This window comes from Desulfomicrobium macestii, from assembly GCF_014873765.1.
Taxonomy (GTDB): Bacteria; Desulfobacterota; Desulfovibrionia; order Desulfovibrionales; family Desulfomicrobiaceae; genus Desulfomicrobium; species Desulfomicrobium macestii.
Map to the genome: position 1 here is coordinate 189,649 of NZ_JADBGG010000003.1, position 14,794 is coordinate 204,442.

The following is a 14,794-nucleotide window of genomic DNA, read 5'->3' on the forward strand; positions in this document are numbered from 1 at the left end:
TCTTGGTCTTCAGTCAAGGACGCCCGGAAAAAGGGTTTGATTTTTCTAGAATTCAACCTTCCGGGCCGCCTCCAGGGTGCGTTCAAAATCCTGCTCGGAGTGGGCGAACGATGTGAAGGCGCACTCGAATCCTGAAGGTGCAAGATAAATGCCCTGTGCCCGCATCTGCTGGTAAAAAGACACGAAAGCCTTGCTGTCGGCCGTCTGCGCCGAGGGGAAGTCGACGACCGGAGTCTTGGTGAAGAAGAGTGTGAAAATGGAAGCGATGTGGTTACGGGTCACGGGCACGCCCTTGCCGCGCAAAATGTTCTCAAGTTCCCCGGAGAACGCATCGGTGCGGGCGGCGAGAGCCGGGTAATCCTGCTTGGCCAGCGCCTTCAGGGTAGCAAGGCCCGCGGCCATGGCCAGGGGATTTCCCGAGAGCGTTCCGGCCTGATAGACGTTGCCGCTGGGTGCGATGTGGCTCATGATCTCTCGTTTTCCGCCGTAGGCTCCAACCGGCAGGCCGCCTCCGATGATCTTGCCGAGGCACGTCAGGTCCGGGTCGATGCCGAAGGCCGCCTGGGCTCCGCCGAAGCTGACCCGAAATCCGGTGATGACTTCATCGAAAATGAGCAATGCCCCATGCTTGCGGGTCAACTCGCGCAGGCCCTCCAGGAATCCGGGCTTCGGCAGGACCAGGCCCATGTTGCCGGCCACCGGTTCGACGATGACGGCCGCGATGTCGTCTCCCTGCCGTTCAAACAGGGTCCGCACGGCGTCCAAATCATTATAGTGGGCCAGCAGCGTGTGCTTGACCACGTCGGCGGGCACGCCGGGGGTGCCGGGGATGGACTGGGTGGCGACGCCGGAACCGGCGCTGGCCAGAAATGCGTCGGCGTGGCCATGATAGCCGCCGTGAAATTTTATCACACCGTTTTTGCCCGTGTAGCCTCTGGCCAATCGCAGGGCGCTCATGGTCGCCTCGGTCCCGGAACTGACCATGCGCACCATGTCGATGCCAGGGACCGCGTCCACCACGGCCTGGGCCAGTTCGACCTCAAGCCTGCAGGGCGCTCCGAAGCTTGTGCCTCTGGTGGCCGTCTCGGCGATGGCCGCCGCCACTTTGGGGTGGTTGTGGCCGAGCAGCATGGGTCCCCAGGACATGACATAGTCGATGAATTCGTCACCGTCTTCGGTCGTGAGCTTGCTGCCGCCAGCCGAGGCGACGAAGAGCGGATCGCAGTGCACGCTCTTGCAGGCCCGCACGGGGCTGTTGACACCGCCCGGGATGAGGGTTCCAGCCTTCTGGAAAAGTTCCTGTGATATGGTCATGTCATCCCTCCGTGAATGCGCTAGAAATATTCCATTGATGTCTTTTTCAGCTCTTTTATGCTGAAAAGCATTTCGTACTGGGTCACCCCGGTCTGCTCCATGAGCGCCTGCACGACCTGCATGCAGTCCTCGCGGCTTTTGCCGTGGATCATGGTGTACATGTCGTAGGGCCAGTCCATGCAGTTGGGGCGCAGATAGCAGTGAGAAATTTCGGGGCGTGTGGCCATGATGCGTCCGACCTCGTCGGGGTCGAACCCCTCTTCGATGTACCAGGCCACCATGGCGTTGAAGCCGTAGCCCGCCTGCTGATGGCGCAGCGTTGCACCGAAGCGGCGAATCTGGCCGCCTTTTTTGAGTTTTTTGAGCAGCGCGAGGACTTCCTCTTCCGTACTGCCGGCCTGACGGGCAATGTCCGCGTAGGGGGTGGCGCTGTCGGGCAGGGTGTCCTGGACGATGCGCAGTATGTCGTGTTCGCTTTGGGTAAAATCCACTTTTTCTCCTGAGGGAGCCCGAAACTCCGGGTTTGTTTCGCGTCGGTCCTTACCTGTTTCGCCATATGCTGGCAATAGCGCCCTTTACAGAACGCGGAGCATCTTCGATAGTAAGCGGGCTTGCCCAAAGATCCGCATGGAGGTTTTTTCGTGAAGATTTCGATACTTGGAGCCGGGAGCTGGGGTACGGCCCTGGCCAATGTGCTGGCCTGCAAGGGCGAAGAGGCCTGGCTTTGGGCCCGGCGGACGGAGATCGCCGAGGACGTGAACGAGCGGTCCGCCAACAGCCGCTATCTGCCTGGTCTGCCACTTAACCCGAGCTTGCGGGCGGATACGGATCTGGCCCGGGTGCTGGCCGGGGCCGCCTGCGTCGTGCTTGCCGTGCCGTGCCAGAATCTGGCCCTTTTTCTGCGCGAACATCGCGGCCTTTTTCCGGTGCGGACCGGGATCGTGTGCGCGAGCAAGGGCGTGGAGCTGGGCACGTTCCGGACCATGGGCCAGGTGGTGCGCGACGAACTGTCCGGCCTTGAGCCTCGCTACGCGGTGCTCTCGGGGCCGTCCTTTGCCTCGGAGGTGGTGGCGAACATGCCTACGGCCGTGGCTCTGGGCTGCGCCGATCCGGCGCTGGCCGATCTGGTGCAGGGGCTTTTTTCCACGGAGAGCTTTCGCGTCTACGTCAACAATGATGTCACGGGCGTGGAGCTGGGCGGGGCGGTCAAGAACATCATGGCCATAGCTTCGGGCATTTCCGACGGCCTGGGGTTTGGAGAGAACGCCCGCGCGGCGCTGATCACCCGCGGACTGTCCGAAATGTCGCGCCTGGGCGCGGCCATGGGCGCGCGTCCGGCCACGTTTATGGGCCTGTCCGGCATGGGCGACCTGGTTCTGACCTGTACCGGGGATTTGAGCCGCAATCGGCAGGTGGGGCTGGCCATCGGCCGGGGGCAGACCCTGGAGGAAGTCCTGGCGGGGATGCACAATGTGGCCGAAGGGGTGAAAACGACCCAGGCCGTGCACGCGCTGGGCGTGAATAAGGGCATCGATTTACCCATCACCGGCCAGGTTCACGCCGTCCTTTTCGAGAACAAGAATCCCGCCGAGGCGGTGCGTGAACTCATGACTCGGCCCTTGCGGGAGGAATGAGTCAGCCTGTGAACGTGACCCAGATCGTGCGCGTTCTGGGTCCGTCGAATTCCCCCAGGAAGATGCGTTGCCATGTCCCGAGCATGAGCCGCCCTTCGTGTACGATGACTTGTACGGATGACCCGAAGAGCGTCGCCTTGATGTGCGCGTCCGAATTGCCCTCGGCGTGGCGAAAGCCTGCATGCTGGGGGATTATGCTCCGCAGGTGGGCCAGGATGTCCCGGCAGACGTCGGGATCGGCCCCTTCGTTGATGGTCAGTCCCGTGGTCGTGTGCGGCGTGTAGACCGTCATCAGCCCTGAAACGGTTTCCCGGCTTTTCAGAAGCTCTTCCAGACGCGCGGTGATGTCGATCATGGCCTCTTTGGCACTTGTCTTGATCTGAATGGAATGCATGGCTAGCCTCGATATTCAAGCGTCAGGGCATTGCCCTTGGTGTTGTAGCGGGCGGCCTTGGCATAATTGCGGAAAATCTCGTGCCCGCGGCCGCTGACGTCGTCAGCCTGGCTGCGGGCCTGCATGTGCCTGTCCCAGGCAAATCCGGGGCCTTCGTCCATGATTTGCAGATCAAAGCCGTCTGCGCGGGCCAGCAGCCGAAACATCACCGTCTTGGTGCGATCCAGGTTGTTGCCGTGGATCATGGCGTTGTTGAGCGCCTCGCGCGCCAGGAGCGAGAGGGGGAAGAGATGCTCGCTTGCGTTTCTTTCCTCCAGGAAAATGCGGATCTGATCCACGCAGCGGTCCACGTTTTCAAGGATGGTGTCCATTTCAAGGGCGAATCCCTGAGCAAGGGGCGTCAGTTCAAACATGTCAGACCTCCAGGCCAAGGAGGATGGTGTCATCCTCACGCGCTGCCCCAGGCTCGGCCAGCGTTTCGTGGATTGCATTCACGGCCTGCGCCAGGGGCAGATTCCGGTGCGCTTCGCAGACCGCTTTGAGCCGGGCCTGTCCTTCCTCGCGCGTCATCTTCTTGTCTCCGAAACCTTCTATGAGACCGTCGGTGTACATGAACAGCCGGTCGCCGGGTTGCACCGAAAGCTCCAGCGCTTCGAACCAGACGGAATCGAAGACGCCCAGAATGTCTCCGGAAGGTTGCGGGATTTCCGCGCTGCCTCCCGACCTGAGAAGGACAGGCGCGGGGTGCCCCGCGTTGACGTAGGTCAGGGTCCGCCGCTCGCGGTTCAGCCGGGCGAATCCGGCCGTGATGTGGGTGCCGCCGGTCAGGATGCGGCAGAGGACGCTGTTGATCATGGTCAGGCTCTCCGTCGGGGAGGTGACCAGATTGCAGTTCTGGCTGAGCAGGGCTTTCAAGGCCGAGGTGATGTAGGATGTGCCGAGGTCGTGTCCGCTGACATCGGCCACGACATAGTCGAAGGTCGTGCCGCCGACATGCAGCACGTCATAGAAATCTCCGCCCGCCTCAAGGACCGGCTCGAAGCGGACCGCGAATCCCGCCTCGGGCAGTTCGGCGGGCAGGACCAGGAGGGCCTGCTGCGCGTCCTGGACCTGGGCCAGCCTTTGGGCCTGGGCTTCGATGAGGGCGCGGTAGGTGAAGCGCAGCTTCAGGTGCACCTTGACCCTGGCCAGAACCTCGGCCTTCTCGAAAGGCTTGGAGATGAAATCGACTCCGCCAACTTCCAGCCCCCGGACCTTGCTTGAAGTGTCTGTCAGGGCGGAGATGAAGATGATCGGGATTTCGGAGGTCAGCGATTGCTGCTTGAGCAGTTCGCACGTTATGTATCCGTCTTCGCCGGGCATCAGCACGTCGAGCAGGATGAGGTCGGGGATGTGCTCGGCGGCCAGGGCCCTGGCAGCGGGGCCGCTGGTGCAGGACAGGGTGCGGTATCCGTTTTTTTTGAGCACGATATCAAGAAGCTTGATGTTGAGCGGCTCGTCATCGACGATGAGAATGCAGGGTGTGGTGTCTTTCACTGGCGCGCCGTGTTGCAGAGGTGGTGGATGCCTTTGGGGATAGCTGAAATCGGGGGGAATGCAAAGGTTCGGCCCCGGCTTTGCCCTGTCGGCCTGCGTCAATCCTGACTTGCGATCATTATTATGGATATGCAACGGGGTGGATCGGCCTTTGCGTTCTTGAGCGCGGGGCGTTGGCCGGCATGCGATGGCGAGGGTTTTCGGGAGAAGTTTCAAAAAAAATGCGCAACATGCAAAAGAGATATTGACAGAAGTCAAAAAGCGAAGATATATGCGGCTCTCCATTTAGGTGCGTAGCTCAGTGGGAGAGCACTTGCTTGACGTGCAAGGGGTCAGGAGTTCGACCCTCCTCGCGCCTACCAAAAAAGAACTCATAGGGAGGCACAGCCTCCCTATCGTGTTTGTGAGGCAGGGCATTATGGTTCAGATACAAGGTCAGGACGTCGAGGTTCAGGCTGGTCAGACATGCGCGGATGTGTTGCGCACGGTCCTTTCCGGCAAGAAGATGAAGGCAGCGGTGGCCTGTGCTTGCGACGGCGCGCTGCTCGACCTGGCTCGCCCGGTGCCTGCCGGAACCGCCGTCATGGAGCCCGTGTTCACGGACTCCGCCCAGGGCCTGACCGTCCTGCGTCATAGCGCCGCCCATGTCATGGCCGAAGCTGTCAAGGAGCTGTTCCCCTCCGCCAAGGTGACCATCGGTCCCGATGTCGAGAACGGCTTCTACTACGATTTCGATTTCGAGCGCCCGTTCACTCCCGAAGATCTGGAAAAGATCGAGGAGCGCATGGCGCAATCCGTGGCCGCGAACCAGCCCTTCACCCGCGAGGAGATGAGCGCTGCCGAGGCCAAGGAGCTTTTTGCCTCCATGGGCGAAACATACAAGCTTGAAATCATCGATGACCTTGGCGCCGATGAGGTGTCCATCTACCGCCACGGCAATTTCGTGGATCTCTGCCGCGGACCGCACCTGCCGTCCACCGGCTTTTTGCAGGCCGTGAAGCTGACCTCCGTTGCCGGAGCCTACTGGCGCGGGGATTCAAACCGTCCCATGCTGCAGCGCATCTACGGGACAGCGTTTGCCACCCCCAAGGATCTCAAAGCCCATCTGGCCATGATCGAAGAGGCCAAAAAGCGCGACCACCGCAAGCTCGGCCCCCAGCTTGACCTGTTCAGCTTCCACGAACGCGGCGGCGCGGGCATGGCGTACTGGCATCCCAAGGGCGGCCTGCTACGGACCATCCTTGAAGATTTCGTGAACAAGGAAATGATCCGTCGCGGCTACGGCATCGTGCGCACCCCCCAAATTTTGAAGCGCGACCTGTGGGAGACCTCCGGACACTACGCCAACTACCGTGAAAACATGTATTTCACGGAGATCGACGAGGTGCCTTACGGGGTCAAGCCCATGAACTGCGTGGCGCACATGCTCATCTACAACACCACCCAGCGCAGCTATCGCGATCTGCCTGTCCGCCTGTTCGAATTCGGTGTCGTGCACCGGCACGAGCTGTCCGGCGTTCTGCATGGCCTGATGCGCGTGCGCCAGTTCACCCAGGACGATGCGCACATCATCTGCCGTCCGGACCAGCTCCTGGACGAGATCAAGGGCGTCATGACCTGGATTCAGGATCTCATGGGAGTCTTTGGTTTCGAATATTCCATGGAGATCAGCACCCGGCCCGAGAAGTCCATCGGCTCCGACGAAGACTGGGAGCGCGCCACCGCCGCCCTCATGGACGCCATGGGTCAGATGGAGCTGCCGTATACGATCAACGAGGGCGACGGCGCCTTCTACGGTCCCAAGATCGACGTGAAGCTGCGTGACTGCCTCGGCAGGCAGTGGCAGTGTTCGACCATCCAGGTCGATTTCACCTTGCCGGATCGTTTTGACTTGTTATACGTGGGCGAGGATGGCGAGCGGCACCGGCCTGTCATGGTGCATCGCGCCATCATGGGCTCTGTTGAGCGTTTTATCGGCATCCTGACCGAACATTTCGCCGGAGCTTTTCCGGCATGGCTTGCTCCTGTCCAGGCCCGTATTTTGACAGTGACCGACAACCACAATGAATTCGCCCGCGATTGCCAGGCCGCGTTGCAGCGGGCGGGAGTGCGTGTGGAACTCGATCTGCGCAACGAGAAGCTGGGATACAAGGTGCGCGAGGCGCAGATGGAAAAGGTTCCGTACGCGCTGGTCATCGGGGATCAGGAAGTCGAGCAGGCCTGCGTCAACGTGCGCATGCTGGGCGGCAACAATCTGGGCGCCATGCCTATTGATACGTTTGTCGACCTTTTGCGGCAGGAATGCGAAAAACCATTTAAACATGGAGGAATGAGATATTCTTTCAGCTGCTAAGGCCCGCCGGAACAAGCAAATCAGGGCCAAGGAAATCCGGGTTGTTGGAGATGATGGGAATCAGCTGGGTATCATGACCGTGCCCGAGGCCTTGGAACAGGCCGAGGGAAAGGGACTTGACCTGGTTGAAGTGGCGCCCAACGCCAAGCCGCCGGTCTGTAAAATTATGGACTACGGCAAGTACCTCTACGAGGAAAAGAAAAAGTCACAGGAAGCCAAGAAGCGTCAGACCCAGATTCAGGTCAAGGAAATCAAGTTCCGTCCGCATACCGACGATCATGACTTGATGACCAAGATCAAGCATATCCGCAGGTTCATAGAGGACGGAGACCGCTGCAAGGTGACAGTGTTTTTCCGAGGCCGCGAAATGGCGCACAAGGATCGAGGGCAGGTCATTCTGGACCGGATCGTGGAGATGGTTTCCGACGTGGCCAAGGTCGAGCAGACCTCCCGAGTCGAAGGCCGGACCATGTTTCTCCTGCTGGCAGGGCTTCCCAAAAAATAAGCTAGCTCCCTCTGCCGCCTTTTTAAGAAAAATTTCCCGCCACATCGGCGGGAGGGAGCAGTATTGCCGGTCGCTCACGCGACCATTCAAGTCTGTTTGAGGAGGAACTATGTCAAAGGTGAAAACCAACAGAAGTGCGGCCAAGCGTTTTCGGGTCACGGGCACAGGCAAGGTAAAAAGAAGCCACGCCAACATGCGCCACATCCTGACCAAGAAATCCGCGAAGCGTAAAAGACAGCTGCGTCAGTCCACCATGACTGCCCAGTCCTGTGTCGGCGCGATTCGTCGTATGGTACCGTACATTTTCTAGTTCCGGCATTGTGCCGGGACGGAACGACTCAGCGCATAGTCATTTCCCACTATGCCTGATTGCGAAAGGAGAAGATCATGAGAGTAAAAAGAGGAAAGACAGCCCACAGAAGGCACAAGAAGTACTTGGCCCTTGCCAAGGGCTATCGCGGAGCGCGCAGCAAGCTGTACCGCACCGCCCGAGAAACCGTTGAGCGCGCCTTGTGCTTCGCCTACCGCGACAGAAAGCAGAAGAAGCGTGCCTTTCGGAGACTGTGGATCGTGCGCATCAACGCCGGCGTGCGTGAATACGGCCTGACCTACAACCGTTTCATGCATGGTTTGAAGCTCGCCGAAATCAATCTTAACCGGAAGGCCCTGGCCGACATGGCTGTCTATGAAAAAGACGCCTTTGCCGCGCTGTGCCAAATGGTAAAATCCAAGGCGAACTAGTGGCTAACGATATTATTCGCAAGCTTGAAAGCCTGGTCCCGGAGCTCAATGAAGCCCTGGGCCAGGCTTCTTCATTGGAAGAGTTGGAGGAACTGCGTGTCCGTTTTCTCGGACGCAAGGGACTCCTGGCCGATCTGATGTCCGGTTTGACCGCGCTGGGCCCCGAAGAGCGCCCGGCCGCGGGCAAGGCCGCCAATCAGGTCAAGGTCGCCATGACGACCCTGTGGGAAGAGCAGGTCGACGCCCTGAAGTCGCGTGCGCGCGAGCAGGCCCTGGGCGCGTTTGACGCCTCGGTGCCGTCCTGGCAGCCCGATCTTGGCTCGCTGCATCCGGTGACCCTGGTCACCCGCGAAATCTGCGCGGTGTTCACGAGCCTCGGGTTTGAGGTCGTGTCCGGACCGGAAGTGGAGAACGACTTCAACAATTTCGAAGCGCTCAACCTTCCTCCCGAGCATCCCGCCCGCGACATGCAGGATACCCTCTACATTTCGGATTCGATCCTGCTGCGTACCCACACCTCGCCGTTGCAGGTGCGGACCATGCTGGCACGCAAGCCGCCGCTCGGCGTCATCGCGCCGGGCAAGGTCTATCGCCGGGACTCGGACATCACCCACACCCCGATGTTTCATCAGGTCGAAGGGCTGCTCGTGGACACCCACGTGACCATGGCCGACCTGCGCGGCATTCTGACCGCCTTTGTGCAGAACGTGTTCGGTCACGACACCAGGGTCCGCTTTCGTCCGAGCTTTTTTCCCTTTACCGAGCCCAGCGCCGAGGTGGATATCAGCTGCGTGATCTGCGGCGGAAAGGGCAAGGTGAACGGCGAGCCGTGCCGCGTGTGCAAGGAAACGGGCTGGGTGGAGATTCTTGGATGCGGCATGGTCGATCCGGCCGTGTTCCATAAAGTCGGTTACGATCCGGAAATCTACACGGGCTTCGCTTTCGGTCTGGGTGTCGAACGCATCGCCATGCTCAAATACGGCATCGGCGATCTGCGCATGTTTTTCGAGAACGATCTGCGGTTCCTCCGGCAATTCGCCTGAGCGGACATAAGGTTTTGCCATGCTGTTAAGCTTGAACTGGTTGCGGGAATTCGTGCCCTACGAAGGGGACGTCAAGGCGTTGGGTGACAGGTTGACCATGCTCGGTCTGGAGGTGGAGGAGATCGCGAATCCCTTTGCCGCGCTGGAGAAGATCGTGGTCGGGCATGTTCTTGAAAGGGCTCCGCATCCGTCTTCGGACCATCTTTCGGTCTGCAAAGTGGACATCGGCACGGGCGAGATCCTCGACATCGTCTGTGGCGCCCCCAACGTCGCCACCGGCCAGAAGGTGCCTGTCGCCCCGGTGGGCACGACCATGCCCGGCGGACTGGTCATCAAGAAGGCAAAACTGCGTGGGCATCCGTCCTGCGGCATGATCTGTTCCGAGCGTGAACTGAACCTGGGCGAAGGCCACGAAGGCATCATGGTCCTTGATCAGGACCTCGTTCCGGGCACGCCGATCTGCGAGGCCCTGGGCCTGGACCAGGTCGTGCTGGACGTGAGCATCACCCCCAACCGCGCGGACTGCCTGTCCGTGCTCGGCCTGGCCCGGGAAGTGTCGGCAGCCTTCGGCTTGCCCCTGACGATTCCGCAGGCTGATCTGGTCGAGAGCGGGGATCCCTTCGAGGGTTTCGCCATCGAGCCGGACGCCGACCTGTGCCCGCTCTATCAGGCGCGGCTTATCCGGAACATAAAGATAGCTCCCAGCCCCGACTGGCTCAGATATCGCCTCCTGGCCGTGGGCCTGCGTCCGATCAACAACATCGTCGACGTAACCAACTACGTGATGATGGAGTGCGGGCAGCCCCTGCACGCCTTTGACCGGGATCTCCTGCGCGGAAACCGCATCCGGGTGGAACGCGCCCAAGAGGGTATGACCCTGACCACCCTCGATGGCCAGAACAGAATTTTGGCGGAAAAAGACGTGCTCATCTGGGATGACGAGCAGCCTGTCGCCCTGGCCGGCGTCATGGGCGGCGCCAATTCCGAGATCGGCGACACGAGCACCACGGTCCTGCTTGAGAGCGCGGTCTTTGATCCGGCGTCCATCCGCAAGACGGCCCGACGCCTGGGACTTTCCAGCGACGCCTCCTATCGTTTCGAGCGCGGCGTGGATCAGATCGGGAACACGCACGCCATGAACCGGGCCGCGAGCCTCATGGCCGCCGTGTCCGGCGGCACGGTCGCTCCCGGGGTGGCCAAGGCCGAGCCCCGTCCGTTCTCGCCCAGGATCATTCCCTTCACTCCGGCCAAGGCTACGAGGCTTCTGGGCGTCGAAATGTCTCCCGAATTCTGCCGCGAGACCCTGACCCGCCTGGGATGTGGCGTTGTGGACGGCGAATCCTGGCAGGTCACGGCGCCGTCCTTCAGGCTGGACCTTGAGCGCGAAGTCGATCTCATCGAAGAGGTTGCGCGGGTGTACGGGATGGACCGCATCGAGGCGGTGCTGCCCACGGTCAAGAAGAGCCTGGCCGATCTGGACAAGGCCGATCCCACCTTTGCGTTTTTGAGCCAGGTCAAGGACTGGGGACGTGGCGCGGGCCTGTCGGAAGTAGTGAATTACAGCTTTGTCGGCACGGCGGATCTGGACCGTTGCGGACTGCCCCTTGAAGGTCGGGTGAACATTTTCAATCCGCTGAGCGAGGAAATGAACGTCCTGCGCACGGAACTTGCGCCCGGGATGCTCGGTTCGCTGCGCCAGAATATGAGCCAGGACAACACACGCATCCGCATTTTCGAGGTCGCGCATTCCTTTGTGCAGGACCCAGGCAGCGATACCTTGACCCGGGAGAACAACCGTCTCGGAATCCTGCTGCACGGCGGCCGCTTTCCCACCCGCTATCCGTATCCCGAGGGCCGCTTCGGATATGCCGACATCAAGGGCTTGGTGGAGCACCTGCTGCTGACGCTGGGCGTGGGCGCCGCAAGCTTTGAACGCGGCGGTGAGCATGCGTATCTGGCTCCCGAGATTTTGGTGCGGGCCGGAGAAACGGTCGTGGGCCGGGTCGGCATGATCCGCGAGGATCTGGCCGATGCCTATCAGGCGCGCGGCGAGGTCTGGTACGCGGATCTCGACCTTGATCTGCTCATGGGCATGCGTCTGAACGTTGCGTTCAAGGCGATCCCCAAATTTCCGGTGGTTCGCCGGGACATGACCCTGGTCGCGCCCGAGAGCCTTGCAATCGGTGCGGTAGTTGATACGGTCAGGGCATTGCAGGAACCGTTGCTTACGGATGTCTTTCTGGTCGATGTCTACGCTCCGGAAGGGAGTACGGAGCGCAATCTGACCTACCGGTTTGTGTTCCGTCACGCAGAACGCACCCTGAAAGACAAGGAAGTGGAAAAAATCAATCTTCGCATTGGTCAGCATCTGGTCGAGAGGTTGCCTGTCCGTTTTTCCTGACAGGCTTCGCGGGCCAGGAGGGAACGTGCTCAAACCCGTTACGCCCGACACCGAAAAACGCTTGCGCATTGGACAGGTTGCCCGGCGGCTTGGCGTGGAACCCTATGTATTGCGTTTTTGGGAAGAGGAGTTCCCCCAGCTGACCGCTGCCCGGACTTCCAAGGGGCAGCGCTACTACACCGAGGAACATGTCCGCGTTCTGGAGCGGATTCGCCATCTTCTGTATGTTGAGAAACTGACCATCAAGGGCGCACGCCAAAAACTCGAAGGCGCGGAGTCCATCCGCGCTCCGCTGGATGCGATTCGGCGAGAGTTGGAAGAGATTCACCGCCTGCTGACCAAAAATCCCTGACTCGCCTAGAGATCGGGGTTTTTTTGTGCATGGTCGGCCCTGCCATATATCTTTACATGGCGAATTCGAGGCCGTAGCATTTTTGTGTTGTCGGTTTTTCGAAAAACCAAAAAATGTCCTCAAGGAAGGCCATGCTGAAAGTATACGCCGACAAAAATGGTAAAGCCGTATTCCATTGTCCCCACTGCGGCTTCGTCACCAATTTTGACGCCTCGGCGTATCGGGACCGCGACAGCCGCATCAGGATCAAATGCCGCTGCGGCGAAAGCATGACCATGCTGGTTGAGTTCAGGGAATACTATCGCAGATCCGTGTCCCTGGCGGGCAGGTGCTCCGTGCATAGGACCAGAGAGGAACTGGAGATCAAGGTGCGCGATCTGTCCATGAGCGGATTGTCCTTTTCCATTGAATCGCCAATGGTAGAGGAGTCGACAGTTCTGCAGATCGGCGACGTGGTGACGGTGCGGTTTCGTCTCGATTCTCCGCCGGAAAATCTGATCCAGCGGATGGCCTTGGTCCGCAATATCCGTAGCGGTACCATCGGCGCCAAGTTTGCCAGGAGCGAATATGACAAGGAACTCGGTTTTTACCTTCTGCATTGATCCTGTCCGGAGGGGTGCATGAACAGGGATCTCGACAACGGTAACGGCAATGGGACCGAAGAGGCCATGAATCCCATCGTCAGGCTTCTGATCCGTGAAGGCCATCTGACCGTCGAGCAGGCGCAATATGCGCGGCGGGTCACGTCCAAGCTGCACATGAGCAAGCCACTGACCGATGTCGTGCGGGAGCTCGGTTACGTCACGGACGAGACGATCCGCCAGACAGTTCGGCGCAATCAGGGCGAATTGCGCATCGGCGATCTGCTGAACGGCTTGGGCTATCTGACCGACGAGGAGCTCAACCGCGCTCTCGATTTGCAGTTGCAGGGCGGGCGGCAGCAGAAGCTGGGCGACATCCTCATCCAGCACAAATTTCTGGCGGACGAGAAGCTGACGGAAATACTGGCCATGCAGCTCGGCTTGCCGATTCTGGAGCTTGCGGCCAAGGATCCGGATCCGGGGCTGATGGCTCGCGGGCCCGTGGAATACTACGAGCAATACCGCTTTGTGCCCTTCGACATGCAGCCCGACGGTTCGGTGCGCGTCGCCTTCGCCGATCCCCTCGATCCTCGCAGCCTGGACGCGGCGCGGGATTATTTCGGCAAGAACATTGTCGTCTGCATCACCCGGGTCAGCCAGCTCGACGACGTGCTGACCAAGCGCAAGGAAGAGTTGCGCATCGGGAACGGGGCGGACCTGAACCGTCTGAACATCGTCGAGATCGCCAACTCCATCGTGCTGGCCGCGTTCAAACGGGGGGCCAGCGACATTCATGTCGAGCCCATGGCCGACCGCTTGCGGGTCCGTTTCCGCGAAGATGGCGTCATGGTCCATTTCCGCGATTATCCCATCGGTGCCGTGGCTCCGCTGGTCAGCCGTTTCAAGATCATGTGCGGTGCGGACATCGCGGAAAAGAGGCGGCATCAGGACGGGCGACTTATTTTCAATCACATGGGCGTGCAGATCGATCTGCGCATGTCCTTTTATGTCACGGTGTACGGCGAACAGATCGTCATGCGCCTGTTGAAGAATCAGGAAGAGCTTTTGCCCATGCACGAACTTGGGATGCTCCCGGGCATGCTCAGCCGGTTCATGGAAGAAGCCCTGGACGCGCCCTCCGGGGTGATCATGGTCACCGGGCCCACGGGGTCCGGCAAATCGACCACGGTCTACAGCTGCATCAACTATCTGAACCGGCCCGAAGTGAGCATCATCACGGCCGAGGACCCGGTCGAATACAAGGTTCGCGGCATCGGGCAATGTTCCAGCATGCCCTCCATAGGCCTGACTTTCGAGGAGACCCTGAAGCATATCGTCCGTCAGGACCCGGACATCGTGGTCATCGGCGAGGTGCGCGACCATTTTTCGGCGGAGATGTGCATCCAGACCGCCCTGACCGGGCACAAGGTTTTGACGACCTTTCACACCGAGGACAGCATCGGCGCCCTGGTCCGTCTTCTGGACATGAACATCGAACCGTTTCTGGTCTCCTCGACTCTGTCCTGCATCCTCTCGCAGCGCTTGGTGCGGCGGGTCTGCCCGCACTGCGCGGTTCCCTATCAGCCCGACCTCAGCCAGCTGAGACGCATGGGTTGCACCTACGGGGATCTGGCCGGAGCGGAATTCCGCAAGGGCCGGGGGTGCGCCATCTGCAGGCACAGCGGCTACAAGGGCCGTCTGGCCGTATACGAGATGCTCATCCCGGAAGTTTTTATCCGGGACGCCGTATTGCAGCGCAAGACCACCCACGATCTGCGCGTTATCAGTGTCGAGAAGGCCGGCATGATTTCCCTGATGGAAGACGGCATCACCAAGGCGGCCATTGGCATGACCACGGTGGAAGAGGTCCTACGGACCTTGCCCAGAGTCCAAAAACCCAGGCCTCTGGCCGATTTGCGAAGGATACTCGGAGTCTAGGA

15 protein-coding genes and 1 tRNA gene are annotated in these 14,794 nt (G+C 60.3%); 11 read left to right on the plus strand and 5 right to left on the minus strand.

Annotation, left to right across the window (positions count from 1 at the left end):
* Positions 1–45 precede the first annotated feature (45 nt).
* On the minus strand, positions 46–1,314 hold the full coding sequence (gene hemL / locus H4684_RS03255) for a glutamate-1-semialdehyde 2,1-aminomutase (protein WP_192622805.1): 1,269 nt from the start codon (positions 1,312–1,314) through the stop codon (positions 46–48).
* A gap of 20 nt (positions 1,315–1,334) precedes the next feature.
* The gene (ahbB, locus tag H4684_RS03260) at positions 1,335–1,805 is read right to left on the minus strand and encodes a siroheme decarboxylase subunit beta (RefSeq protein ID WP_192622806.1); all 471 of its coding nucleotides are present in this window, start codon (positions 1,803–1,805) and stop codon (positions 1,335–1,337) included.
* 150 nt (positions 1,806–1,955) lie between these two features.
* Here ahbB and H4684_RS03265 point away from each other — a divergent pair, with 150 nt between their 5' ends.
* Positions 1,956–2,948 carry an NAD(P)H-dependent glycerol-3-phosphate dehydrogenase gene (locus tag H4684_RS03265; protein WP_192622807.1) on the plus strand — a complete coding sequence of 331 codons (993 nt, stop codon included), beginning with the start codon at positions 1,956–1,958 and terminating at the stop codon, positions 2,946–2,948.
* A gap of 1 nt (position 2,949) precedes the next feature.
* On the opposite strand, the gene H4684_RS03270 is transcribed toward H4684_RS03265, so the two are convergent.
* The 3 genes from H4684_RS03270 to H4684_RS03280 are packed head-to-tail and all read right to left on the minus strand — an operon-like array spanning position 2,950 to position 4,878.
* Positions 2,950–3,342 (minus strand): secondary thiamine-phosphate synthase enzyme YjbQ, encoded by a 393-nt coding sequence (locus H4684_RS03270; RefSeq protein ID WP_192622808.1) that lies wholly within the window; start codon positions 3,340–3,342, stop codon positions 2,950–2,952.
* A 2-nt stretch (positions 3,343–3,344) separates the two neighbouring features.
* A complete protein-coding gene (locus H4684_RS03275; RefSeq protein WP_161949033.1) occupies positions 3,345–3,755 on the minus strand; it encodes an ATP-binding protein in 411 nt (136 codons plus the stop codon).
* Between the two features lies 1 nt (position 3,756).
* Positions 3,757–4,878 (minus strand): PP2C family protein-serine/threonine phosphatase, encoded by a 1,122-nt coding sequence (locus H4684_RS03280; protein WP_318779605.1) that lies wholly within the window; start codon positions 4,876–4,878, stop codon positions 3,757–3,759.
* 287 nt (positions 4,879–5,165) lie between these two features.
* On the opposite strand from H4684_RS03280, the gene H4684_RS03285 reads away from it, so the two are divergent.
* From H4684_RS03285 to H4684_RS03330, 10 genes are all read left to right on the plus strand, one after another.
* Positions 5,166–5,240 (plus strand) — tRNA-Val (locus H4684_RS03285).
* A 53-nt stretch (positions 5,241–5,293) separates the two neighbouring features.
* Positions 5,294–7,231, plus strand: coding sequence for a threonine--tRNA ligase (gene thrS / locus H4684_RS03290; protein WP_161949052.1), 1,938 nt, complete (start codon positions 5,294–5,296; stop codon positions 7,229–7,231).
* The gene (gene infC, locus H4684_RS03295; protein ID WP_092189630.1) at positions 7,215–7,736 is read left to right on the plus strand and encodes a translation initiation factor IF-3; all 522 of its coding nucleotides are present in this window, start codon (positions 7,215–7,217) and stop codon (positions 7,734–7,736) included. The genes thrS and infC overlap by 17 nt, the downstream gene beginning before the upstream one ends.
* A gap of 109 nt (positions 7,737–7,845) precedes the next feature.
* Complete coding sequence (gene rpmI, locus H4684_RS03300) at positions 7,846–8,046, plus strand: 50S ribosomal protein L35 (protein ID WP_015775159.1); 201 nt, start codon at positions 7,846–7,848, stop codon at positions 8,044–8,046.
* A gap of 77 nt (positions 8,047–8,123) precedes the next feature.
* Positions 8,124–8,477, plus strand: a complete 354-nt coding sequence (gene rplT, locus H4684_RS03305) for a 50S ribosomal protein L20 (RefSeq protein WP_015775158.1) — start codon at positions 8,124–8,126, stop codon at positions 8,475–8,477.
* Positions 8,477–9,520 (plus strand): phenylalanine--tRNA ligase subunit alpha, encoded by a 1,044-nt coding sequence (gene pheS, locus H4684_RS03310; RefSeq protein WP_092189628.1) that lies wholly within the window; start codon positions 8,477–8,479, stop codon positions 9,518–9,520. The genes rplT and pheS overlap by 1 nt, the downstream gene beginning before the upstream one ends.
* A gap of 19 nt (positions 9,521–9,539) precedes the next feature.
* Positions 9,540–11,921: a phenylalanine--tRNA ligase subunit beta gene (pheT, locus tag H4684_RS03315; RefSeq protein WP_192622809.1), complete on the plus strand. Its 2,382-nt coding sequence runs from the start codon at positions 9,540–9,542 to the stop codon at positions 11,919–11,921.
* A gap of 25 nt (positions 11,922–11,946) precedes the next feature.
* Complete coding sequence (locus H4684_RS03320; protein WP_092189624.1) at positions 11,947–12,273, plus strand: MerR family transcriptional regulator; 327 nt, start codon at positions 11,947–11,949, stop codon at positions 12,271–12,273.
* Positions 12,274–12,404: 131 nt separating this feature from the next.
* Positions 12,405–12,875, plus strand: a complete 471-nt coding sequence (locus tag H4684_RS03325) for a PilZ domain-containing protein (RefSeq protein WP_192622810.1) — start codon at positions 12,405–12,407, stop codon at positions 12,873–12,875.
* Between the two features lie 18 nt (positions 12,876–12,893).
* Positions 12,894–14,792: a GspE/PulE family protein gene (locus tag H4684_RS03330; protein ID WP_192622811.1), complete on the plus strand. Its 1,899-nt coding sequence runs from the start codon at positions 12,894–12,896 to the stop codon at positions 14,790–14,792.
* Positions 14,793–14,794: the final 2 nt, after the last annotated feature.